Origin of the sequence: Phenylobacterium sp., assembly GCF_035569475.1 — a bacterium.
GTDB lineage: Bacteria > Pseudomonadota > Alphaproteobacteria > Caulobacterales > Caulobacteraceae > Phenylobacterium.
This window is the reverse complement of record NZ_DATMNA010000094.1, coordinates 76,176-100,285: the sequence shown is the minus strand read 5'-3', so window position 1 is coordinate 100,285 and position 24,110 is coordinate 76,176. Positions and strand designations below refer to the sequence as shown.

Genomic DNA, 24,110 nt, shown 5'->3' with positions numbered 1-24,110 from the left:
CGTGAATGCCGAAGAAGGCGATGATGTTCAGGGTCGTGTTGAAGGCGTTGGCGTCGGTGGGGTTCGATCCGCCATTCTCGCCGCCTAGCGCCGATGGGCGCATCAGGCCGCGCCCATTCAGCACGGCGGCGGTCCAACCGTTGCCGAAGGCGTTGATGGCGTCCGCGACGGACTGGATCGTCGGATAGGTGTCAGCGGCGTTCGTGCCGAGGGTTAGAGTTAGAACCGCCGAGCCATCCACCTTCAGGGTGAGCGTGTCGCCCGGAACATCCGCGCCTGTCTTCGTCACCGTCGCCGTCGAGTGGCCGCCGGTATTAGCATAGCTGATGCGCAACGAGTTGATCGGACTGAGCAAGAAATTGGCGGTCCAGTCACGGTCATAGTTGCCAGCGACATAGTTCGTTCCCGAGTAGATGTCGCCAAGCGAACTGCGGTTCATATTGCCTTGCGCATAGCGCTGGCCCTGCATGCCGTTGTTTCCTTGACTGACATACTCCACTGAGGCGCTATCCCAATAGCTTGGGGTCGAGGGGCCGAAGCCGGGGTGGCCGCCGCCGTTCCAGTAGAAGCTGTCGCGCGTGCCGATGCTGTTGGTGAACTTGCAGCCGTTCATCCAGCAGGGCTTCGCCATTTGGGTGATCGTGCTCCAGTTGCGCTGATCGAATACGATCCCCGCGCCACGGAATTCGATTCCATCCCAGCCCGGCGTCCAGGGCCAACTGTTGGGATTGTTCGGGGTGAAGGCGGCTGCGCGACCTAGGGTCGCCGTTACGCCCGAAGCCGCCGCGACCGTGCAGAAACCCTTTCCGTTCGCGTAGTTGATCGGCGAACCCGGATTGTTGGTGACTTCGTAGAAGCCTGTCTGGGCGATGGTGATCAGCGGCGCTTCGGCCGCGGCGGACCGGGCGGCGTTGATCGCCGCCGCGAGGCTGGCGTAGTCGCCGCCGCCGTCCAGCCGCACGGTCTTCGACCAGTCGTTGGCGACCGTGCGCGGGAAGACGCTCATCGGATAGTTGCCGTCCAGTCCGCTGACCGCGTCATAGCCGATCACGCGGCTCTGCATGGTCGCGTCGTTCGGCACGGCGGTGGCGTAGAGGCGAGCCTCGCCGGTGGTGCTGACGGCCTTGAAGGCCGAGGCGTTGAGGGTGATCCAGTAGCCGTAGCGCGAGCGCGTCGCGCCGTTGGCGTCGGTGTCGGTGTAGATCGACGGCGCGGTGACGGTCTGGACCTGGCCCTCGACCCAGAAATCCACCTGCCTGACGCCGCCCTTGGCGTCGGCGTCGACGCCGATGGTCAGGTTGGAGACCAGGCGCTGGTCCGAGGGGACGAGCCAGTGGATGGCCGGCTTGGCGGTCGTCCGCACGGGATCGATCGGCGGGGGCCCGCCGGAGAGGGCGGTTCCGTTCCAGCGCGCGCCGGGGCCGACCACCGGGATAGAGCCGCCGAGCGGCGGCGCGGCGGCGCCTGCGGCCCCTGCGGCTGCGGTCGCCGGGTTCGCGCGGGCCGCGCAACCCACGATGCCTCCCGTAAGCGGAATCAGCGACAGGCCAGTCAACAGGCTGCGACGCGAAATCATTAAGTACCCTCTTCGGTTGACGCCCCCCCGGGCGTCCGCAGTTGACGCAATGCCGTGGTGCGCAGCCCAAGGGGGCGCACCACGCCCACTCGCGGCGCGAATCCATCGTTTGGAGTTGATTGCTCGCGTCCTGGCCCAAATTGTGGTCCGCGATGGAGATCGCGGATCACTTCTGAACCCGACGTCAGCCCTCAACGAGAAGACACGCCCACCTGCGATCCGTCCCCTTTTGGTGGGCACGTGATCACCCGACAAAACCTAAACGGTTGGAGTTAATTCAACGTTCGCGATCCTGCTTTTTCCGTCGCAAACCATACCACGTTTCATGGCCAAGCTGGCGGCGTTGCGACGCCTAATCCCCCGCTGACCCGGCGCCGGCGTGTGCTATGAGCGCTCCTCCCCTGAGCAGCCGGCGAGGCGATGGAAGAGTTCCTGCGACAATATGGGCCGATCGGGATCTTCCTGGGCGCGGGGTTCGAGGGGCAGACGGCGTTGCTCGTCGGCGGCATTTTGGCGCGCCAGCACATCCTGCCGCTCTGGCTGGTGCTGGCCTGCGCCACGGCCGGCTCGGGCCTGGTCGACCACATGCTGTTCGTCGCCGGGCGGCGGTTCAAGACCCACCGCTGGGTGGTCCGCGCGACCCGCCAGGCCGCCTTCGCCAAGGCGCTCGCCTTCATCGAGAAGTACCCGATCAGCTACATCCTGGCCTTCCGCTTCATCTTCGGCCTGCGGATCGCCAGCCCGATCGCCGTCGGGGTCTCCAAGGTGCCGACCTGGCGCTTCACCGCCTTGAACATCGCCGGCGCCGCGATCTGGGCCACCGCCTTCACCCTGGCCGGGTTCATCTTCGGCGAGGCGGTGCACAACCTGCTGGGCCACGGCCACCACGCCGGCCGCTGGACCCTGATCGTCGCGGGCGCGATCGTGGCCTTCGTCGCGGTCTTCGGGACGGTCCGCCACCTGCTGCGCCGGCGCCAGGCGGTCGCGCAGACGGCCGCCGAGGACAACTAAGCCGCGAGGTCCGTTGCGGCGAGGCGCGACCCAGCGTAGCGCTGGGGGCGTGATGGCCGATCCACGCCTCTCCCGACGTTCGCTGTTCGCCGCCGCCGCGGGGCTGGCCCTGGGCGGCGAAGCGCTGGCCGGCGGGGCGCGGAGCCAGCCGGACCGCGCCTGGCCGAACGGGGCGCGCGCCGCGGTCAGCCTGACCTATGACGACGGGCTGAACAGCCAGCTCGACAACGCCGTGCCGGAACTCAAGCGGCTGGGCCTGAAGGCCACCTTCTTTCTGACCGGGGACAACGCCCATTGGCGGCTCGGCGACTGGGAAGCCCTGTCGCGGGACGGCAACGAGGTCGCCAACCACACCATGACCCACCCTTGCGCCCTGGCCGGCTACAGCGCCGGGCGCTTCGAAGACGCCGAGATCGCGCGGATGGAGGGCTATCTCGACAGCCATTTCGGCGCCGAACGGGAGCGGACCTTCGCCTACCCCTGCGGCTATCTCGGGATCGGCAAGGGGGGACGGCACGCCCGCTACGCCCGCTATCGCCGAGTGCTGGAGCGCGACGGCGTGATCGCCGCCCGCACCACCGCCGGCGGCCCGAACCGGCCGGAGGAGGCGATCGCCGATCCGCTGCACCTGCACGCCTTCGAGCCGACCTACGAGGGCGACAAGGTCGGCCCGGCGATCCGCTATCTGAACGAGACGGTGGCGCAGGGCGGCTGGGCGATCCTGGTGTTCCACGACGTGCTCGCCCAATGGCGCAGCGACGGCGACGCCAGCGTGGCGACCCACAACCGCATCCTGGCCCACATCGCGGCGCTGGACGTCTGGTGCGCGCCCATGGGGCAGGTATTCGAATATGCGCAGACCCACTGGGGCCGCTCCGTCCGCGCCGAGGGCGCTGCAGTTGGCGGCCGATAACATTACGCAAAATTCACGTCGCGCGCCGTCGCGCCATGGCCCGGCTTGCCGTATAACACCGCTCGACGGAATCGCTTCGGAGCCGGGGATCGGCGATGACGACATTGACCGAAATTGTCGCCACGGTGGTCGTGCATTCGTCCGCGCTGGCGTTTTCGCATTTCGGCGTCACCCTGGAGCCCTCTCAGGTTGAGCCGCCCGCGCCGGCGCCCGTGGAGCGAGTGATCGCGCGCACGCCCTCGGCGCCGCCCGCCCTGCGCCACAAGGGCGTCAAGCTGACCGCCTGCCCGTACCCGCACCATCCTGCGCGGGCCGTCAGGGCCTAACGACCCCAAGTCACTTTCCGTTCGATCGCGGCCTGCGGCGCGCAGGCCTGTTTGCGTCGGCGCCCATCGCGGGTAATCCTTCGCGGGCGGCGGCGGCGTTTTCCATGATCGGGGCGCAGGGGTGTCCGTCCGCACCGACGGAAGAGGCCTATGAGGATCAAAAAGCGGACGCGGCCGGCGGACTTCGGGGCTTCGCCGCGCGAGAGCCTTGCGGCCGAGACGTCGAGCGACTGGGACGAGGACGATGCCGAGCGCGGCGCGCCGCCCCACTTCGAGCCGGAGACCGGACCCTATGCGCCGCTGCAGCCGCCGGCCTGGCGCTCGCCGGTGGCCGCCTCCGATGCGCAGACGCCGGTGGCGCGGCGCGAGGACGAGGCCATCCACCCCGAGGCGGCCGAAGATCCCTACCGCCCGCCGTCAGGCTGGCCGGTCTATCTGATCGCCTTCGCCGTGGCGGTGCTCTGGGCGCTGGCGCCGATCGCGTTTGCGGTGGGCTATCGCAATTCGATCGCTCCGTTCCGCAACGACACCTTCGCGCTCGCGGTGTTCGGCATGCTGGCCGTTGGGCCGGCGATGTTCGTATTCGCCTGCGCCTACATGATCCGCCAGGGCCAGAAGCTAGGGGCCGAGGCGCGGCGGTCCAAGGCCATGGCCGAGGAGATGCTGAGCCCGGCCGTGGTCGCCGCGGCCCGGGCCGCCGACGTGGCGCATGGGGTGCGCGACGAGATCCACCGCGCGGGCCTGGCGGCCGACGAGGCGCGCGAGACCCTGCTGGCCCTGCGCGACGCCCTGGCCATGGAGACCGAACAACTGCTTGAGGCCACCCAGGGCTCGATCCGCTCCACCCAGGAGCTGACCGGGACCATGGGCCGCGAACGCTCGGAGATGGGGGCGCTGGCGCACAGCCTCGACGCCCAGGCCAACCGCGTCACGGACAGCATCAGCCAGCAGGCCAAGATGGTCGCCGAGGCCACCGAGCTGGCCGAGACGCAGCTTCGCGAGGCCGAGGCCGCCCTGGCCGCCCGCGCCGCCGACCTGGCCGCCGCGGCCGGGGAGGCGAGCGGCGCGGCCCGCACCGCCGGCGAGGACCTCACCCGCCACATCGCCCGGCTGGAGACGGCCAGCGCCGGCGTGGCCGAGCAGGTGCGCGCCGTCGAGGGCGGCCTGACCGAGCAGCGCACGGCGCTGATCACGCTCAGCCAGGGCCTGAAGGCCGATCACGCCGGCTTCGCCGACCAGGCCGAGGCCCACGCCGCCAAGCTGTCCGAATTCATCGAGCACGCGCGGACCTCCTCGCAGGAGTTGAGCGCCCAGGCCCTGAAGGGCGGGGAGAGCCTGCGCGCCCTGATGGCCGACGCCGCCGGGCAGTTCCGCGACCTGGCCGAGACCGCCAAGGCCGAGCGCGAGGAGTTCGGCCAATCGACCCTGCACTCCCTGGAGACCGTCTCCGAGGCCGCCGCCGAGCAGCGCGCCCAACTGGAGGCCCAGACCCGCGCCGCCATCGAGGCCCTGGCCGCCGCCGCCGAGGAGACCCGCGCGGCCGCCGCCAGCCACGCGGCCGCCGCCCGCGAGCAGGTCGACCAGCTTTCCGAAGCCGCCTTCACCGCGGGCCAGAAGGCCAACCAGGTGTTCGAGGCCCGGCTCACCGAGGCCCGCGCTTTGGTGGAGCAGTCGTCGGAAATGGTCGACCAGGCCGGCGCGGCCACCGCCAAGCGCCTGGAGGAGGGCGCGGCCGCCGCCCGCGCCTCGCTGACCGCCCTGCAGGAGATGATGGCCGACGTCGACCGGCGCGCGGCCAGCCTTCCGGCCAGCGCCCAGGACCAGATCGACCTGGTGCGGGCGTCCGTCACCGAGGGCCTGGAAGCTCTCACCGCCCAGGCGCGGCGCACCGCCGAGGAGGCCCAGGCCATCGACGCCGGCTTCCAGGAGCGCGCGCGGCGCAACTTCGAGATGCTGAGCGAGGCCGTGCGCCTGATGGGCGTCTCGGCGTCCCTGCCGCCGGCTCCGCTCGCGCCGCCGCCTGCGCCCCGCGCCGCCCGGCCCCGCGCGGTCGCCAAGGCCGAGAGCGGGCCTGCGTCGGCCCCGGCTCTGGCCGCGCCGCCGCTGCCCGGCCCGGCCGACGACGCCGACGAACTGGACCTCGAACTCGAGGCCCTGATGGAGCCGGCGGCCGCGCGCGCCGGCGGACCGGTTGAGCCTGTCGAGGACCCCGGCCTGCGGCCGCGCCTGAAGCTGAAGCTCACCCCCACCGCCACCGACGAGGAGTTCTCCGCGGTCTTCGAGGCGGCCGGCGGCCTGGCGGCGGACTCCGGCGAGCCGGCGCACGAGGGCGAGGCCTGGACCTGGAAGGACCTGCTGGCCTCGATCGACGGCGCCGACGCCGATGGCGAGCGGCTGCAGGACATCCTGGGCGATGAGCTGGCGCAGATGGGCGTCGAGCCCGCGCGGCTGCTGCCCAAGGCGCGGATCGACGAGATCGCCGCGGCCGTCCAGACCGGCGACCTGGACGGCGCGCGCGAGGTGGTCAAGCGCCTGGCGCCGGCCGCCACGCGGCGCATCTCGCGGCGCCTGGTCACCGACGACGGGCTGAAACGGCAGGTCCAGGTCTATGTCCGGCGCTACCAGACCCTGGTCGACGACGCGGTGGTGCGCGATCCGGAGGGTTTCCTGATGGCCTCCCTGCTGGGCGACGACGCGGGGCGCCTCTACCTGCTCCTCGACGCGGCGGCGGGAGACCTGGTCTAGGCGTGCCGGCGCTGACCGCCCGGGCCGAGCGCTGGGCCCTGGCGCAGCCCTTCGTCATCTCCCGCGGCGTGAAGACCGAGGCCGAGGTGGTGGTCGCCGAGATTACCGCCGGGCCGCATCGCGGCCGCGGCGAGGCGGTGCCTTACCCCCGCTATGGCGAGACGGTCGGGGGCGTGCTCGCGCAGATCGAGGACGCCCGCGGGCGGATCGAGGCCGGCGCGGGCCGCGCGGGCCTGCAGGCGATCCTGCCGGCCGGCGCGGCGCGCAATGCGCTCGACTGCGCGCTCTGGGACCTGGCGGCCAAGCAGGCCGGGGTGCGCGCCTGGACCCTGGCCGGCCGCGACCGGCTGGACCCGGTGAAGACCTGTTTCACGATCAGCCTGGGCCCGGTCGACGCCATGGCGGAGGCCGCCCGCGCCAACGCCCGCCGTCCGATGCTGAAGCTCAAGATCGGGGCGCGGGACGACCTGGACGCGGTGGCCGCCGTGCGCGCAGCCGCGCCCCGCGCGCGCCTGATCGTCGACGCCAACGAGGCGCTCACCTTCGAGGAACTGCGCCGCCTGGCGCCGGACCTGGCCCGGCTGGGGGTGATGCTCGTCGAGCAGCCGCTGCCGGCCGGCCAGGACGGCGCCCTGGAAGGCTATGCGAGCCCGGTTCCGCTCTGCGCCGACGAGAGTCTGCACACCCGCGCCGAACTTGCCGCCTGCGCGCGAATCTACAGCCTGATCAACATCAAGCTCGACAAGGCCGGCGGCCTGACCGAGGCGCTCGCCCTGGCCGCCGACGCCCGGGCCGCGGGCCTCGGCCTGATGGTCGGCTGCATGGTGGCCACCTCGCTGGCCATGGCGCCGGCGATGATCGTCGCCCAGGGCGCGGAGGTCGTGGACCTGGACGGGCCGCTGTTGCTCACCCGCGACCGCGAGCCGGGCCTCTCGATCCAGGGCTCGATCCTCGAAGCCCCTTCGCCCGATCTCTGGGGCTAGGGCGGCCCCAGGCGTTTCACGGCCTTCGCGGAGGCACCGTGGACGAAATCGACCGCAAACGCGCCCGCCGCGCTTGGCTCCGCACGATCGCATCCAGCGGGGCCCGACAATCGGGTCAAGATTGGGCCGTGAGGTGCTTGGCCTCGACGGCGACGCTTTCCGGTGGACAATTTGCCCCAATAGACCTCTATCAGATCACTAGACGCGGTCGGCCGTTTCCTGAGAAGAGATGTCCTATCCTCGCGGCTCGTTTTTGACACCTTGGCGGTAACGGACCTTGGAGCTTAGGCTCCTGTTCGATGGGGATGGGTGATGAAGAATCTTGTTGCCAAGATTGCGGACAAGCTACTGTCTACGCGATCTCGCGTTGATCACCGAGATTTGGCATTGAATGACAGAGACGTTGTTGAGCATAGATCAGTTAATCCAGGCCCAATGGAGGAGATATTCTTTTCCAATCAAGGCCGTATGGCCCTTAAGTGGATTCACTATTTGCCGGTATATGACCGCGTCTTGGCGCCCTTCCGAGGGAAGCCGGTGACCATGCTGGAAATCGGCGTCGCCCATGGCGGCTCCATGGAGATGTGGCGCAGCTATTTCGGGAGCGAAGCCACGATCTTCGGCATCGACCTGAACCCTCAGTGCGCCACAGTCGCGGATCCGCCGAGTCAGGTTCGGATAGGTTCTCAAGCTGACCCAGATTTTCTTCGCAGAGTCGTGACCGAAATGGGTGCGCCTGATCTCATACTGGATGACGGATCGCATATCGCGACCCACCAGCGCGTCTCGTTTGAGACGCTTTGGCCCCTGCTGAAGGCGGGTGGTCTGTACATGATTGAGGATATTCACACGGCGTATTACACCTGGATGGAGGGGGGGTATAAACGCGCGGGTACTGCAATCGAGATGATCAAGACGCTGATTGACGATCAACATGGCTGGCATCACGGCCGCAAGCAAATATTCGCGAATTGTGAAGAAATAGGCGCAATTACTGTATTTGATTCCATTGTCATTATTGAGAAAGTAAATCGCCGTCGACCTGGTTACTACAAGACCGGAAAATACGCGACCGTCTCCTAGTTAGGGCGCGAAAGCCAAAGGCGCGCCGGCCTTGGCGCGGATGATCGCCGACATGGCGGTCAACAGCGCTATGAGCGACGTGCCGGTGATCGGCTGGGCGATGAACACCCGGTTCCGCGGCCAGGCGATGGCCGGCAATGCGCTCCAGAAGGACGTCGTGGCGCAGCCGGGCCGCGGACGCGGAAGCGCCGCAGCCGCGATTGCGGTCGACGGGGCGGCCATCGCCCTGGGCGGAAACCGTGCTAGTGACCGGCCCACCCGAGCACGCCGCGAGATCCCTATGCTGACCAATCCCTTCACCCGGACGCCCGCGAAGATCGCGGTGATCGGGTTGGGCTATGTGGGTCTGCCGCTGGCGGTGGCGTTCTCTGCCGAGCACGAGGTGGTGGGCTTCGACGTCAAGGCCGAGCGCATCTCCGAGCTGGCGGCGGGCGAGGACCGCACGCTGGAGGTCTCGGCCGCCGAGCTGGTCGCAGCCACAGGGCTCAAGCTGAGTTCGGACCCGGCCGACCTCGCGGGCTGCAACGTCTTCATCGTCACCGTGCCGACGCCCATCGACGCGGCGAAGCGGCCGGACCTCTCGGCCCTGATGGCCGCCAGCCGCACGGTGGGCGCCGCGATCGGCAAGGGCGGGCTGGTGATCTACGAATCCACCGTTTATCCGGGCGCCACCGAGGAGGACTGCGTGCCGGTGGTGGCCGAGGTCTCGGGCCTCGCCTTCAACCGCGACTTCTTCGCCGGCTACAGCCCCGAGCGGGCGAACCCCGGCGATCCGACCCACCGCCTGGCCAATATCGTCAAGGTCACCGCCGGCTCGACGCCGCAGGCCGCGGACTTCGTGGACGCGCTCTATTCGTCGGTGGTCACGGCGGGGACGCATCGCGCCAGCTCCATCCGGGTCGCCGAGGCCGCCAAGGTGATCGAGAACACCCAGCGCGACCTGAACATCGCCCTGATCAATGAATTCGCCCTGATCTTCCAGAGGCTTGGCGTGGACACCTCGGAGGTCCTGGCGGCTGCGGGGACCAAGTGGAACTTCCTGAACTTCCGCCCTGGCCTGGTCGGCGGCCACTGCATCGGGGTCGACCCCTATTACCTGACCCACAAGGCCGAGGCCCTGGGTTACCACCCCGAGGTGATCCTCGCCGGGCGGCGGATCAACGACGGCATGGGCCCCTATGTGGCGCGCCAGTTGATGGGCGAGATGGCCCGACGGGGAACGGCGGTGAAGGGCGCGCGGGTGCTGATGATGGGCCTGGCGTTCAAGGAGAACTGCACGGACCTGCGCAACACCCGGGTCATCGACATCGTCCAGGAACTGGGGTTAGCCGGGGCGAAGATCGACGTCTGGGACCCCTGGATCGACGCCGGCGAGGCGCGCCACGAATACGGCCTCGACCTGATCTCGGAGCCCGCGGCGGGCGCCTACGACGCCATCGTCCTGGCCGTGGCGCACCGGCAGTTCGTCGAGCTGGGCTCCGAGGCCATCCGGGCCTTCGGCGCGCCCAAGGCGGTGCTGTTCGACGTGAAGAGCATCCTGCCCAGGGACGCCGCGGACCTGAGGCTCTAAAGCAGGTCCTCGATGCGGATCGGCAGGTCTCGGACGCGCTTGCCGGTCGCGTGGAAGACGGCGTTGGCGACTGCGGCGTTCATGCCGACGATGCCGATCTCGCCGATGCCCTTGATCCCCAGCGGGTTCACCCGGCTGTCCTCCTCCGGGACGAAGATCACGTCGAGCTGGCCGATGTCGGCGTTCACCGGCACCAGGTAGTCGGCGAAGTTGGTGTTCACATAGCGGGCCGCGGCCGCGTCGATCTCGGTGGCCTCGTGCAGCGCCGAGGAGACGCCCCAGATGGCGCCGCCCATGAACTGGCTGTAGGCGGCCAGCGGGTTGACGACGGTCCCGGCGGCGAAGGCCGAGACGACGCGCGGCGTGCGGATCTCCCGGGTGCGCTGATGGATGCGCACTTCGATGAAATGGGCGCCGAAGGCGAAGGCGGTGACGTCCTTGCGCCCGGCGCCGCGGGACATGGCCATCTTGCCTTGATAGAGGCCGGCGGCGGCGTCCGGCGGCAGGCCTTCGGGCACGTTTTCCACATAGACCTCCAGGGCGCCGCCCGCGACGCGGGCGAGGGCCGTGGGCAGCGGCTCCGACTTGCCGCCGGGTCCCACGAGGGCGCCGGCCTGCAGCCTGAGTTGGGCGGGGTCGGCGCCGGCAAAGGGCCCGGCGTTGGCGCGCACCGCGGCCAGGGCGAGGCGGCTTCGAACCTCCTCGCAGGCTTTGGCGGCGGCGTTGGTGGTTGAGGCTGCGTTGTTGGAGCCGCCCGCGCCCGGGACGGGCGGCAGGTCGGAATCGCCCATTTGGACCGTGACGTCCCCCAGTCTCAGGCCGAGGCGGTCGGCGACGGTGATGGCCACCACCGTGTAGGCGCCGGTGCCGATCTCATGGCCGGCCATCTGGATGGTGGCTTTGCCCTGCGGCGTCAGCGACAGGCGCGCCGCGGCCGGGCCGATGTTGGAGGGATAGCAGGAGGTCGCGCAGCCGTAGCCGACCAGCCAGTCGCCGTCGCGCATCGAGCCGGGCTTGGGGCTGCGTCGCGCCCAGCCGAACTTCGCCGCGGCCTGGTCGAAGCACTTCATCAGCGAGCGGCTGGAGAACGGGAGGCCGTCGACGGGGTCGGTCTGGGTGTCGTTGATCCGCCGAAGCTCGACTGGATCCATGTCGAGGGCGTAGGCCAGCTCGTCCATGCCGCATTCGAGCGCGAACATGTAGGGCGTGTCCGGCGGAGCGCGCATGAACCCCGGGGTGTTGCGGTCGGCGTGGACGATGTTGACCTTCGTGGCGATGTTGGGGCTCGCATACATCCGCGCGGTCGTGGCCGTGCCGGAGACGCTGTACTTCGAGGGCCGCGAGGTGATCTCCCAGCCCTCATGGCTGACCGAGACCAGCTTGCCGCGGCGGTCGGCGGCGAGCTGGATATGGTGGCGGGTCTCCGCGCGGTAGGTGACGATGGTGAAGCCCTGGTCGCGGCCGGCGACCAGCTTGACCGGCCGTTTCAGGCGCCGGGCGGCGACCGCGATCCAGGCCGTGCGCGAGCTGGCCGTCCCGCGCGCGCCGAACCCGCCTCCGACGTAGCGCGAGACCGTCCGCACATTGGCGAGGTCCAGGCCGAGCTGTCGGGCCACGGCGGCCTTCAGGCCGTACATCGACTGGGTCGGTTCGTAGATGGTGAGCTTGGGTCCGTCCCAGACGCAGGTCGTCGTGTAGAGCTCCATGGGGTTGTGGTGCTGGGTCGGGGTCGAATAGCGCGCGTCGACCGTCACCGGCGCCCCGGCGAAGGCGGCTGCGGCGTCGCCCTTGGCCGGCGGCGGCGCCTCCGCGGAACTCTTCGGTTCGGTCTCTGCGCCGGGGCTGTCGAAGGTGGCGCTCGGGGCTTCGGTTTCGTAGTCGACAGCTACGCGGAAGGCTGCCTCGCGCGCCGCCTCGTAGCTGTCGGCGACGACCAGGCCGATGATCTGGCCGTCGTGCCAGATGCGGTCGCTCTCCATGGTGGTGGTGGTCGCACCTCCGTCGGGCCCGAGCGGCGGCTTGACCTCCGAGCCCACGCTGGCGTGCGTCAGGATATCGAGGACGCCCGGCACGGCGCGGGCGGCGTCGAGGCTCATGCCGCGCACCCGGCCGCGAGCGACGGCGCTGGTGACCAGGCAGGCGTAGGCGGGATTGGTCGGCGCCTCGTCCGATGCGAAACGAGCCTGGCCCGTGACCTTCAGCGCGCCCTCGATGCGGGTCGCGGGCTGGCCGATGCGATGGCCACGCAGGTTTCCGCTGTCGTCGGCCATGTTCAGGCCTCCAACCGGCCGGCCTCGAGCAGGGCGCGGACCACGGTGCGTTTGCCGAGCTCGATGCGGAAGGCGTTCTGGCCGTGGGCGCGGGCGCCGGCGAAGGCCGCCTCGGCGGCGGACCGCGCCGCGGCCTCGTCGAGCCGGCGGCCCTGAAGGCCCGCCTCCGCGTCGTGGGCGCGCCAGGGCTTGGCGGCGACGCCGCCCAGGCCGATGCGGGCGGCGCGCACGGTCCCGCCCTCGAGGTCGAGGGCGACCGCGGCGGAGGCGAGCGCGAACTCGTACGACTGGCGGTCGCGGATCTTCAGGAACAGGGAGCGGCGCGTCCAGGGTCCCGACGGGATGCTGAAGCCGGTGATCAACTCGCCCGGCTTGAGGCTGGTCTCGATGTGCGGGGTATCGCCCGGCAGACGGTGCAGGTCCTCGAAGGCGATCACGCGCCGGCCCGCGGGCCCCTCGACGTCGACGGTGGCGCCGAGCGCGGCCAGGGCGACGGCGAAGTCGCCGGGGTAGTTGGCTATGCAGCGGTCGCTGACGCCCAGCACGGCGAGCTTGCGGTTGACGCCGGCGAGGGCGGCGCAGCCGGATCCCGGATTGCGCTTGTTGCAGGCGGCCCAGCTCGTGTCGCGGAAGTAGGTGCAGCGGGTTCGCTGCAGGACATTGCCGCCAAGGCTGGCCATGTTGCGGATCTGCGGGCTGGCGGCGAGTTCCAGCGACTGGGCGATCACCGGGAAATCGCGGCGCACGGCGGGATGCTCGGCGGCGTCGGCCATGCGGACGAGGGCGCCCAGGCGCAGGTGGTCGCCCTCGACGGCGATCTCGCCGTGCTCGCGGGCCAGGGCGTTGATGTCGACGAGCGTGCCCGGCCGTATGACGTCGAGCTTCATCAGGTCGATCAGGGTGGTGCCGCCCGCCAGGTACTGGCTGTCGGCCGCCCCCGCGAAGGTCAGGGCTTGGGCGCGGTCGGCGGCGTGCTCGTAGCGGAACGGGCGCATCAGGCGCGCTCCATCCTGGCCGCGGCGTCGCGCACGGCGGCGACGATCTTGGGGTAGGCGGCGCAGCGGCAGAGGTTGCCGCTCATATATTCGCCGATCGCCGCATCGGTGCGGGCGTGGCCTTCCTGGACGCAGGCCACGGCGGACATGATCTGGCCGGGCGTGCAGTAGCCGCATTGGAAGGCGTCGTGCTCAATGAAGGCGGCCTGCATCGGGTGCAGGCCGCCGTCGCGGGCCAGGCCCTCGATGGTGGTCACCTGACGGCCCTGCACGGACGCGGCGAGGGTCAGGCAGGCGAGGACGCGACGGCCGTCGAGATGCACGGTGCAGGCGCCGCACTGGCCGTGGTCGCAGCCCTTCTTGGACCCGGTGAGGTCCAGGCGCTCGCGCAGGGCGTCGAGCAGGGTGGTGCGCGGGTCCAGCGACAGGCGGTGGTCACGCCCGTTGACGGAAAGGGTGATGTCCATGTGCGGGCTGCCTTCCGGTGGCGCATGGCGCGGCTCCGGTTTCCGAGCGCCGGCCGCAACCAGGGGCAGGGCGGCGGCCCCGGTCGCGCCCGTAAGCAGGCCCCGCCGGCTGGGGCCCCGCCCGGGTCCAGTATCGCGCGCCATCCGTCCCTCGTGCGTGGTCTCGGGGCTCAAACCCACGCCGCGCTGGGGCGGTTCCGGTCAGGCGGCGTAGTACTCGCGGTACCAGTCGACGAAGGCGCCGATGCCGACCTCGATGGGGGTCGAGGGCGCATAGCCGAGGGCGGCCTTGGTCTCGGTCACGTCGGCTTCGGTGCGCGCCACGTCGCCCGGCTGCATGGGCAGGAGGTTGAGCTCGGCCTTCATGCCGAGCTTCTGTTCGAGCACCTCGATGTAGCGCATCAGTTCGACGCGCCGGCTGTTCCCCAGGTTGAGTACGCGCCAGGGCGCGACGCCGCTGGTCGCCGGGTCGGGATGAGCCGGGTCCCAGCCCGCGTTGACTTGAGCCGGGCGGTCGATGGCGGCCACCAGGCCGTCGACGATGTCGGCGACGTAGGTGAAGTCGCGCTGCATTTTTCCCTGGCCGTAGACGTCGATAGGGCGGCCCGCGAGGATCGCCTCGGTGAACTTGAACAGCGCCATGTCCGGGCGGCCCCACGGCCCGTAGACGGTGAAGAAGCGGAAGCCCGTCGAGGGGATGCCGAACAGGTGCGAATAGGCATGGGCCATCGCCTCGTTGGCGATCTTGGTCGCCGCGTAGAGGGTGATCGGGTGGTTCGCCCCGTTGTGCACGCTGAAGGGCAGGTTGCCGTTGGCGCCATAGACCGAACTGGTGGAGGCGTAGACCAGGTGCCTCGGCTGCACGGACCGGCAGCCCTCGAGGATGTTGAGGAAGCCCACCACGTTGGAGTCGACGTAGGTGCGCGGGCTTTCCAGGCTGTAGCGGACGCCGGCCTGGGCCGCGAGATTGACCACGACCTCGGGTCGGGCCTCGGCGAAGACGGCCTCCACGCCCTTCCTGTCGGCGAGGTCGACCTTGGCGTGGCGATAGCCGGCCTCCCGTTCCAGGATCGCCAGGCGCGCCGCTTTCAGCGCCGGGTCGTAGTAGGCGTTGAGATCGTCCAGGCCCACGACCTCCTCGCCGCGCTCGAGCAGGCGGCGCGCCAGGTGGAAGCCGATAAAGCCGGCCGAGCCGGTGACCAGGATCGCCATTCCATCCTCGATTTGCGCAGGGCCCAGGGACCGAGCCCCGCTGTGCCACCTTGGGGGCAGAAGTTCAAACGGCCCCTCGACCCGTCGCGACGTGGCTCGACTCTGCCGTAGGGCGATTTAGAACTACGCCATCCAGTTCACGGGGGCGTCATGAAGATTTCCACTCTGCTGGCGGCGGCGGCCGTCACGGTCGCCGGCCTGTCGTCCGTGCAGGCGGCCGCCAAAACGCCGATCACCCATGAGGCCTTGTGGATGATGAAGCGCGTCGGCGCGCCCGAGGTCAGCCCCGACGGCAAGTGGGTGGTTTTCTCGATCTCGGAGCCGTCCTACGAGGCGGACAAGGCGGTCAGCGACCTCTGGCTCGTCCCGACGGCGGGCGGAGCCGCCCCCAAGCGGCTGACCAACACCAAGGCCGCCGAAGGCGGGGTCGTCTGGTCTCCGGACTCGACCAGGATCGCCTTCACCACCAAGCGGGAGGGCGATGAGGTCGACCAGGTCTATGTGCTGGACATCCTCGGCGGCGGCGAGGCGCGCCGGATCACCAGCCTCTCGACGGCCGCGACACGCCCCCAATGGCGGCCCGACGGCCAGGCGATCCTGTTCGAGACCATGGTCTATCCCGGCGCGACGGACGACGAGGCCAACAAGAAGGCGATCGCCGCCAAGAAGGCCCGGAAATACAACGTCCGCACCTACGAACACTTCCCCATCCGCTACTGGAACGAATGGCTGGACGAGCGGATGCCGGCCATCGAGGTGGTGGGCCTGGAGCCGGGCGCGAAGCCCAGGGACATCCTGTCGCCGACCAGGCTCGCCCACACGCCGGGCTTCTCGGGACCCGAGGGCGAGACCAGCATCTCGCTGTCGCCGGTCTGGAGCCCGGACGGTAAGGAGGTGGTGTTCTCGGCCACGGTGGAACGCTGGAACTCGGCGTTCAGCGAGGTGAACTACCAGCTCTACCGCCTGCCGGTGGACGGCGGCGAGGCCGCGCCGATCACGCCCGCCAAGGGCGGGTTCCGCGCGCCGACCTTCAGCGCCGACGGCAAGAGCCTCTACTTCGGTTACGCGCCGCGGACCGAGGAGATCTACAACCTCGCGCGGTTCTCCAAGGTCGCCTGGCCGGCCGGCGGCGAGATCACGACGGTCGCCAAGGACTTCGACCGCGAGCCGGAGCGGTTCCAGATCACGCCGGACGGCAAGACCGCCTACATCCTGGTCCCCGAGGCCGGGAAGACCGACCTCTACAGCGTGCCGACCGCCGGCGGGAAACCGAGCCTGGTCATCGAGCCGGCCACGGGCGGCTATGGCGGGCTGACCATCCCGCAGAAGGCCGCCAAGCCGCTGCTGATCGCCAACTACGGCAGTTCGGTCAGCCCCGAGGAGATCGTGCGCATCGATCCGGCGGCCAAGACCCACGCCAACCTGACCAACATCGACACCGCCGAGGCGGCGACCTTCGATTGGCAGCCGCCGCAGCACTTCTGGTTCACCAGCGCCGGCGGGCGGCAGATCCACAACATGATCATCCTGCCGCCGAACTTCGATCCGTCGAAGAAGTACCCGCTACTGGTCTTCATCCACGGCGGCGCGGCCAGCATGAACACCGACTCCATCGGCCTACGGTGGAACTACCACCTGCTGACCGCGGCCGGGTACGTGATGCTGATGACCGACTACACCGGCTCGACCGGCTTCGGGGAGAAGTTCGCGCAGGCGATCAAGCTCGACCCGCTGAAGACACCCGGGCTGGAGATCGACCAGGCGGTCAACGAGGCGCTGAAGCGCTATCCCTATATCGACGGCGGCAGGATGTGCGCGCTGGGGGCCAGCTACGGCGGCCACTTGGTGAACTGGCTGGAGGCCACCACCACCCGCTACAAGTGCCTGGTCAGCCATGCCGGCGAAGTGGACCTGGAAAGCCAGTGGGGCATGAGCGACGGGATCTACAACCGCGAGGTCACCAACGGCGGCCCGCCCTGGGAGGGCAACCCGGTCTGGCGGGACCAGAGCCCGATCACCTACGCCAAGAACTGGAAGACCCCGATGCTGCTGTCGATCGGCGAGCGCGACTTCCGCGTGCCGATCGGAAACACGCTGGAGAACTGGTCCACCCTGCAGCGCATGAAGGTGCCGAGCCGCCTGCTGGTCTGGCCCGACGCCTGGCACTGGATCCTGAAGCCCGAGGACAGCCGCCATTTCTATCAGGAGGTGGACGTCTGGCTCGCCCACTACCTCAAGGACGGCCCTGCGCCGCCCGCGCCAGGCACGATGAAGTGATGCTCGGAACTGCGGTCTTGCGGCGCCGAATGTCGTAGCTTTGCGTTAAGGGCGTGGGCCGTCCCGAATCTATGGCCCGTGGTATGCAGGCGGAGTTTCTGCATTTAGAAGACTGTTCAAATTTGACCGCTTCGGAAGCGCAATCCGCGGCGGGGAGTGGGGCCAGGGAGCGTCCAAGTATGACCCAACGCATCGTCCCGGGGCTCGAGCCCGCGCCGACGAAACACGCGAAGCTTCTGCAATGGGTTCGCGAAATCGCCGCGCTGACCGAGCCTGACCGGGTGCGCTGGTGCGACGGATCGGAACAGGAATGGACGGAGCTGACGGACGAGCTGGTCGCGGCCGGCACGCTGAAGCGGCTGAACCCGGCCAAGCGCCCGAACTCGTTCTACGCCGCGTCCGACCCGCGTGACGTGGCTCGCGTCGAGAGCCGCACCTTCATCTGCTCCGACACTCCCGAGGAGGCCGGCCCGACCAACAACTGGCTCGACCCGACGGAGATGCGGGCCGACCTGAAGGACCTGTTCAAGGGCTGCATGAAGGGCCGCACGATGTATGTCGTGCCGTTCTGCATGGGGCCGCTCGGCTCGAAGATCAGCGCCATCGGCGTAGAGATCACGGATTCGGCCTACGTCGCCGTATCCATGAAGATCATGACGCGGATGGGCCAAGCCGCCCTCGACCAGCTCGGCGAGGACGGCTTTTTCGTTCCGGCCGTGCACTCGGTGGGCATGCCGCTCGCGGAGGGCGTCGAGGACGTCGCCTGGCCGTGCAACGAGATCAAGTACATCGTCCATTTCCCCAAGACGCGGGAGATCTGGTCCTACGGCTCGGGCTACGGCGGCAACGCGCTGCTGGGCAAGAAGTGCTTCGCGCTGCGGATCGCCTCGGTGATGGCCCGCGACGAGGGCTGGTTCGCCGAGCACATGCTGATCCTGAAGCTGACCTCCCCGCAGGGCGAAGTCCGCTACATCTCCGCGGCCTTCCCCAGCGCCTGCGGCAAGACCAACATGGCGATGCTGCAACCGACGCTGGCCGGCTGGAAGGCCGAGACCATCGGCGACGACATCTGCTGGATGCGCTTCGGCGACGACGGCCGGCTCTATGCGGTCAATCCTGAGGCGGGCTTCTTCGGCGTGGCGCCGGGCACCGGCGAGACCACCAACAAGAACGCGGTCGCCGCCCTGCACGCCAACTGCATCTTCACCAACGTCGCCCTGACCGACGATGGCGACGTCTGGTGGGAGGGTCTCACCGACGAGGCGCCGGCCCACCTGACCGACTGGCGCGGCAAGGACTGGACGCCGGAGAGCCTGGAGCCCGCGGCCCATCCGAACGCTCGCTTCACCGTCCCGGCCGAACAGACCCCGGTGATCGCCCCGGAATGGGAAGATCCGGCCGGTGTGCCGATCTCGGCCATCCTGTTCGGCGGGCGTCGCGCCTCGGCGGTGCCGCTGGTCAACGAGGCGCGCGACTGGGCGCACGGGGTGTTCATGGCCTCCAATGTGGCCTCCGAGGGCACGGCGGCGGCGGAGAACGCCATCGGCGAGCTGCGGCGCGACCCCTTCGCCATGCTGCCCTTCGCCGGGTACAACATGGGCGACTACTTCGCCCACTGGCTCGAGATGGGCGCCAAGGCCAAGGACCCGGCCAAGCTGCCGCGCATCTACTTCGTCAACTGGTTCCGCAAGGATGAGCGCGGCAAGTTCGTCTGGCCCGGCTATGGCGAGAACAGCCGCGTCCTGAAGTGGATCGTCGAGCGGCTGGAAGGCCGCGCCGAGGCGGTGGACACGCCCATCGGCCTGCTGCCCGCGCCGGGCAGCCTGGACGTCTCGGGCCTGGGCCTCAGCCAGGCGCAGATGGACCTGCTGCTGACCGTCGACGCGGAAATCTGGCGGCAGGAGGCGGCCCTGGTGCCGGCCTTTTACGAACGCTTCGGCGAGCGCCTGCCCGCGGCCCTGTGGGCCGAGCTGGACACCCTGGTGACCCGCCTGGGCGAGCCGGCCGCCCGCAAGTCGGCGATGGTGGCGGCGGAGTAGCCACCCGCTGTCATCCCGAAGGCCGCGCACGCGGCTGTCCGGCACCCATACGCGCGATCGGCTCCGACCGCTCGCGGTGGCGACGCCGCGAGCTATTCTGAGAGCTTAGGGCCTATGGGTCCCGGTCTTCGCGCGCCGCGAAATCGGGATGACAATGCTAGCCGTTGGCGACGACGCGCAGGGTGGGCGCGCTGCCGGGCCGTTCGCCGCGGATCTGGGCGACCAGGTCGAAGAGGGCGCGGCGCACGCCATCGACGTCGCCGCGGTCGGCCAGGGCCTCGATCTCTTCCAGGTGCGCCGTGGAGATGCGCAGGGGCGAGTTGGAGACCACTTCCAGCACCTTGTGCGCGCAGGGCAGCGACCGTTCGGTCTCGTCCAGCAGGGCCTCGGTGAGCTTCTCGCCGGGGCGCAGGCCGGTGATCTCGATCTCGATCTCCTTGCCGGGCGTGCGGCCGGAGAGGGCGATCATCTGGCGGGCCAGGTCCATGATCCGCACCGGCTCGCCCATCTCCAGCAGGAACAGGCGGGCCTCGCGGCCCTCGCCCTCGGCGCAGGTGGCCGTGGCGTGGAGGACGAGCTGGCTCGCCTCGGGGATCGTCATGAAGAACCGCTCCATGTCCGGGTGGGTCACGGTCACCGGGCCGCCGCGCTCGATCTGCGACTTGAAGATCGGCACCACCGAGCCGCCGGAGCCGAGGACGTTGCCGAACCGCACGGCGGAGAAGCGCGCGCCCTGGCCGGCGGTCTGCTGGGCCTGGATGACGCTTTCGGCCAGGCGCTTGGTGGCGCCCATGACATTGGTGGGGTCGACGGCCTTGTCGGTGGAGATCAGCACCATCTGGCCCGCGCCGCTGCTCTTGCAGGCCTCGGCCACGTTCCAGGTGCCGATGACATTGGTGAGCACGCCCTCGCAGGGGTGCTGCTCCACCATGGACACGTGCTTCAGGGCCGCGGCGTGGAACACCAGGTCCGGGTGCTCGCCGTGGAAGGTCTGGGTGACGCGCGCGGCGTTGCGCACGTCGCAGAGCACGGCCTGGCGGGACATGTGCGGGAAGGTCTCGGCCATCTCGCGGTCGATCTCGAAGAGCGAAGTCTCGGAGAAGTCGAGCAGGGTCAGGTGGGCGCAGTGAAAGGCGGCGACCTGGCGGCAGAGCTCGGCGCCGATGGAGCCGCCGGCGCCGGTGACCAGCACGCGGCGGCCGCGGATGAGGGCGCCGATGGCGTCGCGGTTGAGCTCGATGGGCTCGCGGGCCAGCAGCTCCTCGATGTTGATGTCGCGCATCGGCAGCAAGGTGACGCCGTCATGCTGGGCGAGCTCGACGATGGAGGGCAGGCGGAGCAGGCGCAGGCCGTCGGTCTTCAGCCGGCCGAGCTGGTCGGCGGTGAGGCCCTTCAGGCGGCCCGGCTCCTCGAGGAACAGGATGGCGCGCGGATAGCGGTTCCAGCGGCGCAGGTCCGCCAGGGCCTCGTCGAGGTTTTCGAGGCTTTCGATCACGCAGACGCCACGCACCTGCTGGCCCACGTCGCGCGGATCGGCGCCGACGATGCCGACGGGCGTATAGGTGCGGTCGTGGCTGCGGGCCATGTCGCGCAAATAGCTGTCGGCCAGCGCCGGCGGGCCGATCAGCAGCAGGGACGGCGATTGGGTGATCCGATCGGCCACGGTCTTGAGCGGCGAGAAGCTGTCCAGCGCATGCTCATGCAGGGCGCGGCGAAGGATCCGCACGCCCATGGAGCTCACCATCTGGAACATCGGGGCGAGCAGCAGGGTTGAACGGGGCAGGCCGCGCCCGCGGTCGATGATGAAGACCCAGATAAGGAAGACCCCGACCGTCAGGACCGCGATGCGGGCCAGAACCAGGGCGTCGGGGATCGAGGCGTAGCGCCACGGCGACAGCTCGCGGCGGAACAGCATGCTGAAGCCGCCCGCGAGGGCGGCGTAGAGCACGGTGAGCTGTACGAGGTTCAGCGACGGCAGGCTGGTGACGACGTCGAGCGAGGGCGTCGAGGACGAGGCGACGGAATAGGCGAGGGTGAAGGCGATCGCGGCCAGGATCACGTCGGCGACGATGGTCTGGGCTCGAAAAGCCATCCGCTCCATGCGCCGCACTCCGTTAGCTCTTCGAATCGTCAACATAGACCCGGGTATGCGACCGTCTACCTAAAGTGGCGGGATAAAGTGTTACCGCGAGGGGTGTTGCACGCCGCGCACATTTTGTGCGCATCCGCGAAGCGGCCGGACATTAGAAAGCGGCGACCTTCGATGCAATGGAAAAGCCGCCGCCCGCGAGGACGACGGCTCTCCGGCGGCCCTTTTTGGGGCGCGCGGATCCTAGAACAGGACGCCGGTCTCGATCATGGCGCGGGTCTGTTCGCTCTTGTTGAAGAACTTGCCGAATTCCGAGCCGACGGTTCCCGAGTCGATCTTGGTGTAGGCGAGCTCGCCGCGCACGAAATAGGTCTTGAACTGGAAGGTCGGCGTCAAGGTGAAGGACCAGGCGTCGCTCTTCGGCCCGTAGAGCAGGGCGACCTGGGAGCCCGAGGAGGAGATGTACTCCACGCGGCCGGCCAGGTTGAACATCGGGGTGAACGAGTATTTGCCCAGCACCGCCGCGCCGAAGGTCGAGGCCGAGCCCGGCAGGCCGAAGGACACGTCCTTGGGCGTCGTCGTGTACTGCAGGTACGGGTTGATCATCCATTTGTCCTCGGTGTGAGTCCAAAGGAGGTTCCAGACCGTGCCGTTGTTCTGCGCCACCGGCGTGACGAAGGTCGACCGCGAGGTCTTGTCGAAATTGCCGGAGCCCGCCACCGCCACGGTGTCCTTCATGGTCACGGCATAGCTGACCAGACCCGAGACCGTGGAGTAGTGGTCGGAGTAGTAGCCGTCGTTCAGCGAGCCGGAGACGGTCAACGGGCCCTTGGCGTAGTTCACCTGGATGCCGCGGCTGATGGCCGGCTCCTGGTTCCAGAGCAGCCCGCGGTTGATGTTCAGGTTCTCGAAGCTGAAGGTGTATTCGGCGCCGATCAGGGTCGGCAGCTTGCCGATCAGGACGCTCCATTCGGCCGTCGGCTGGAGCTTCAGATAGGCCACCGGCACATATTTGTAGGTGTCCTCGGTCAGGCGGTTGGTCGTGGCGACCGGCGTCCCCAGCGAGGGGAAGTTGTACTCCCCAGCCTGGACGTAGAACTGCACCACGCCATCCGTCTTCTGGATCTCGAGCTGCAGGTTGGAGATGTCGCCCTTGCGTTTCTGGCTGGCGGCCGGCGCGGCGGTCTGGGACATGCCGAAGGCCGAGACCTGGCCGCTGAGGTAGATCTTGCCCAGCGGACCCCAGTCCATGTTCAGAGGGTCGGCGTTCGACGAGAGCGAGGCCGACATGGCCGGCGTGGAGAGCGCCGTCGGCCCGGCCGGGGCCGCAGCCGCGGCGGCCGGAGGCGTGTCGTCGGCGCGAGCTGCGCCGGCCGCCGCCAGAGACAGGGCCGCGACACTCGTCAGCCAGGCGATCTTGATGGCCTTCATTGATATATCCCCTTTTCCCCGGCCTGTGCTGTCCAGTTTGACTGGATCCGACCGTGCGCGGACATCGTCGCGGGCCGACCCTCGAGATCAACGGTCGCCATCCGGGTACGGCCGTGCTTGCGGGCCCTGATCAATGTTTGGGCGCCTGAGGGGGCGGGCGCCATCCATTCGGGCGCCGCGAAGCGCCGGGAGGCGCGGAGATCGCCGGCCGGCCGCGTGGTCGGCCGCTGTCGTCAGCGGGCGACTTGCGGGGCGAAGCCCAGATGCAGGCCGCCGTCGACCAGCAGGGTCTCGCCGGTTACGTGCCGCGAGGCCCTGGAGGCCAGGAAGACGGTGGAGACGGCGATGTCGTCGGGCGTCGAGGCGACCCGAAGCGGCGTGCTGGCCGCCGCATTGGCGCGGATGCGGTCGACCGCGGCCTCCGGGAGGCCCTTGCCGAACCAGGGCGTGTCGATGAAGCCGGGACAGACCGCGTTGACCCGGATCCTGGGGCCCAACGCACGGGCGAGAGAGAGCGTCATGGTGGTCAAGGCGCCCTTGGACGCGGCGTAGGGAACAGACGAGCCGTTGCCGACGACGCCCGCGATCGAGGCGGTGTTGACCACCGCGCCGGGCTGCGGCGCGGCCTCCAGCAGGGTCCGGCAGGCGCGGACCATCTGGAAGGCCCCCACGACATTGATCGCATAGAGGTCGAGGAAATCCTGGCCGGACACCGCGTCGAGGTCGGCGTGGTTGGCGAACCGGGTCGTGCCGGCGTTGTTGAACAGGGCGTCGACGCGGCCGAAGGGCTCGGCGGCCGCGGCGATCTTGCGGCAATCGGCGTCGGACGCCACGTCGCCCTGGACGATCACGGCCTTGGCGCCCTCGGCCTCCACGAGGCGGGCGGTCTCCTGGGCCTCGGCCTCGCTGCGGGCGTAGTTGATCACCACGGCCTTCGCGCCCTGGCGGGCGGTCTCCACGGCGATCGAGCGGCCGAGGCCGGTCGAGGCGCCTGTCACCACCACCACGAAGTCTTCGCAAGCGCCGCCGGACATGATCGCCTCCACCTGGTTTTGCGGGCTTGATAGCGACAAGCCGGCCGGCTGTCTCGGTTGCGGGCGCCTCCCGCGAGGGCTAAAGCCGC

The 24,110-nt window shown here is 69.4% G+C and carries 17 protein-coding genes; 9 read left to right on the top strand and 8 right to left on the bottom strand.

The annotated features are described in order from the left end of the window. Positions 1 to 1,576: hypothetical protein (locus VNW53_RS15260; protein ID WP_325556622.1), on the bottom strand; the 1,576-nt coding region annotated here is incomplete at its 3' end. Positions 1,577 to 1,996: 420 nt separating this feature from the next. Here VNW53_RS15260 and VNW53_RS15255 point away from each other — a divergent pair. The 7 genes from VNW53_RS15255 to VNW53_RS15225 all read left to right on the top strand — a co-directional run bounded on the left by VNW53_RS15255 (position 1,997) and on the right by VNW53_RS15225 (position 10,207). Then, positions 1,997 to 2,587, top strand: a complete 591-nt coding sequence (locus VNW53_RS15255) for a DedA family protein (RefSeq protein WP_325556621.1) — start codon at positions 1,997 to 1,999, stop codon at positions 2,585 to 2,587. A gap of 52 nt (positions 2,588 to 2,639) precedes the next feature. Beyond that, the gene (locus VNW53_RS15250; protein WP_325556620.1) at positions 2,640 to 3,500 is read left to right on the top strand and encodes a polysaccharide deacetylase family protein; all 861 of its coding nucleotides are present in this window, start codon (positions 2,640 to 2,642) and stop codon (positions 3,498 to 3,500) included. 95 nt (positions 3,501 to 3,595) lie between these two features. Beyond that, positions 3,596 to 3,826: a hypothetical protein gene (locus VNW53_RS15245; protein WP_325556618.1), complete on the top strand. Its 231-nt coding sequence runs from the start codon at positions 3,596 to 3,598 to the stop codon at positions 3,824 to 3,826. Between the two features lie 150 nt (positions 3,827 to 3,976). Continuing rightward, positions 3,977 to 6,571, top strand: coding sequence for a polar localization protein TipN (locus VNW53_RS15240; RefSeq protein WP_325556616.1), 2,595 nt, complete (start codon positions 3,977 to 3,979; stop codon positions 6,569 to 6,571). 2 nt (positions 6,572 to 6,573) lie between these two features. Then, positions 6,574 to 7,554 (top strand): N-acetyl-D-Glu racemase DgcA, encoded by a 981-nt coding sequence (gene dgcA, locus VNW53_RS15235; protein WP_325556614.1) that lies wholly within the window; start codon positions 6,574 to 6,576, stop codon positions 7,552 to 7,554. A gap of 312 nt (positions 7,555 to 7,866) precedes the next feature. Then, positions 7,867 to 8,637, top strand: coding sequence for a class I SAM-dependent methyltransferase (locus VNW53_RS15230; protein ID WP_325556613.1), 771 nt, complete (start codon positions 7,867 to 7,869; stop codon positions 8,635 to 8,637). 40 nt (positions 8,638 to 8,677) lie between these two features. Then, a complete protein-coding gene (locus tag VNW53_RS15225; RefSeq protein ID WP_325556625.1) occupies positions 8,678 to 10,207 on the top strand; it encodes a nucleotide sugar dehydrogenase in 1,530 nt (509 codons plus the stop codon). Here the strand turns inward: VNW53_RS15225 and VNW53_RS15220 are convergent. The 4 genes from VNW53_RS15220 to VNW53_RS15205 form a co-directional block, all read right to left on the bottom strand. Next, on the bottom strand, positions 10,204 to 12,477 hold the full coding sequence (locus tag VNW53_RS15220) for a xanthine dehydrogenase family protein molybdopterin-binding subunit (protein ID WP_325556612.1): 2,274 nt from the start codon (positions 12,475 to 12,477) through the stop codon (positions 10,204 to 10,206). The genes VNW53_RS15225 and VNW53_RS15220 overlap by 4 nt on opposite strands. Positions 12,478 to 12,479: 2 nt before the next feature. Then, positions 12,480 to 13,472, bottom strand: a complete 993-nt coding sequence (locus VNW53_RS15215; RefSeq protein WP_325556611.1) for a xanthine dehydrogenase family protein subunit M — start codon at positions 13,470 to 13,472, stop codon at positions 12,480 to 12,482. Then, complete coding sequence (locus VNW53_RS15210; protein WP_325556610.1) at positions 13,472 to 13,939, bottom strand: (2Fe-2S)-binding protein; 468 nt, start codon at positions 13,937 to 13,939, stop codon at positions 13,472 to 13,474. Before VNW53_RS15210 ends, VNW53_RS15215 begins: the two co-directional genes overlap by 1 nt. 201 nt (positions 13,940 to 14,140) lie before the next feature. Continuing rightward, complete coding sequence (locus VNW53_RS15205) at positions 14,141 to 15,151, bottom strand: NAD-dependent epimerase (RefSeq protein ID WP_325556609.1); 1,011 nt, start codon at positions 15,149 to 15,151, stop codon at positions 14,141 to 14,143. Positions 15,152 to 15,301: 150 nt separating this feature from the next. Between VNW53_RS15205 and VNW53_RS15200 the strand changes: the two genes are divergently transcribed. Both VNW53_RS15200 and VNW53_RS15195 read left to right on the top strand, forming a co-directional pair. Further along, complete coding sequence (locus tag VNW53_RS15200) at positions 15,302 to 17,428, top strand: S9 family peptidase (protein WP_325556608.1); 2,127 nt, start codon at positions 15,302 to 15,304, stop codon at positions 17,426 to 17,428. Positions 17,429 to 17,607: 179 nt separating this feature from the next. Next, complete coding sequence (locus VNW53_RS15195; protein ID WP_325556606.1) at positions 17,608 to 19,467, top strand: phosphoenolpyruvate carboxykinase (GTP); 1,860 nt, start codon at positions 17,608 to 17,610, stop codon at positions 19,465 to 19,467. Between the two features lie 157 nt (positions 19,468 to 19,624). Here VNW53_RS15195 and VNW53_RS15190 read toward each other — a convergent pair whose 3' ends face one another. The 3 genes from VNW53_RS15190 to VNW53_RS15180 all read right to left on the bottom strand — a co-directional run bounded on the left by VNW53_RS15190 (position 19,625) and on the right by VNW53_RS15180 (position 24,021). Beyond that, a complete protein-coding gene (locus VNW53_RS15190; RefSeq protein ID WP_325556605.1) occupies positions 19,625 to 21,559 on the bottom strand; it encodes a nucleoside-diphosphate sugar epimerase/dehydratase in 1,935 nt (644 codons plus the stop codon). A 240-nt stretch (positions 21,560 to 21,799) separates the two neighbouring features. After that, positions 21,800 to 22,987, bottom strand: a complete 1,188-nt coding sequence (locus VNW53_RS15185; RefSeq protein ID WP_325556604.1) for an outer membrane beta-barrel protein — start codon at positions 22,985 to 22,987, stop codon at positions 21,800 to 21,802. 233 nt (positions 22,988 to 23,220) lie between these two features. After that, entirely contained in the window at positions 23,221 to 24,021 is an 801-nt protein-coding gene (locus VNW53_RS15180) for an SDR family NAD(P)-dependent oxidoreductase (RefSeq protein WP_325556602.1), read from the bottom strand. Positions 24,022 to 24,110 lie beyond the last annotated feature (89 nt).

What these genes read in the sequence shown, in the direction of transcription:
- VNW53_RS15245 (WP_325556618.1), top strand. Translation starts at nt 3,596, where the DNA reads ATGACGACATTGACCGAAATTGTCGCCACGGTGGTCGTGCATTCGTCC.
- VNW53_RS15220 (WP_325556612.1), bottom strand. Translation starts at nt 12,477, where the DNA reads ATGGCCGACGACAGCGGAAACCTGCGTGGCCATCGCATCGGCCAGCCC.
- VNW53_RS15255 (WP_325556621.1), top strand. Translation starts at nt 1,997, where the DNA reads ATGGAAGAGTTCCTGCGACAATATGGGCCGATCGGGATCTTCCTGGGC.
- VNW53_RS15185 (WP_325556604.1), bottom strand. Translation starts at nt 22,987, where the DNA reads ATGAAGGCCATCAAGATCGCCTGGCTGACGAGTGTCGCGGCCCTGTCT.
- VNW53_RS15210 (WP_325556610.1), bottom strand. Translation starts at nt 13,939, where the DNA reads ATGGACATCACCCTTTCCGTCAACGGGCGTGACCACCGCCTGTCGCTG.
- VNW53_RS15230 (WP_325556613.1), top strand. Translation starts at nt 7,867, where the DNA reads ATGAAGAATCTTGTTGCCAAGATTGCGGACAAGCTACTGTCTACGCGA.
- VNW53_RS15240 (WP_325556616.1), top strand. Translation starts at nt 3,977, where the DNA reads ATGAGGATCAAAAAGCGGACGCGGCCGGCGGACTTCGGGGCTTCGCCG.
- VNW53_RS15195 (WP_325556606.1), top strand. Translation starts at nt 17,608, where the DNA reads ATGACCCAACGCATCGTCCCGGGGCTCGAGCCCGCGCCGACGAAACAC.
- VNW53_RS15205 (WP_325556609.1), bottom strand. Translation starts at nt 15,151, where the DNA reads ATGGCGATCCTGGTCACCGGCTCGGCCGGCTTTATCGGCTTCCACCTG.
- VNW53_RS15190 (WP_325556605.1), bottom strand. Translation starts at nt 21,559, where the DNA reads ATGGCTTTTCGAGCCCAGACCATCGTCGCCGACGTGATCCTGGCCGCG.
- VNW53_RS15225 (WP_325556625.1), top strand. Translation starts at nt 8,678, where the DNA reads ATGATCGCCGACATGGCGGTCAACAGCGCTATGAGCGACGTGCCGGTG.
- VNW53_RS15180 (WP_325556602.1), bottom strand. Translation starts at nt 24,021, where the DNA reads ATGTCCGGCGGCGCTTGCGAAGACTTCGTGGTGGTGGTGACAGGCGCC.
- VNW53_RS15215 (WP_325556611.1), bottom strand. Translation starts at nt 13,472, where the DNA reads ATGCGCCCGTTCCGCTACGAGCACGCCGCCGACCGCGCCCAAGCCCTG.
- VNW53_RS15200 (WP_325556608.1), top strand. Translation starts at nt 15,302, where the DNA reads ATGAAGATTTCCACTCTGCTGGCGGCGGCGGCCGTCACGGTCGCCGGC.
- VNW53_RS15250 (WP_325556620.1), top strand. Translation starts at nt 2,640, where the DNA reads ATGGCCGATCCACGCCTCTCCCGACGTTCGCTGTTCGCCGCCGCCGCG.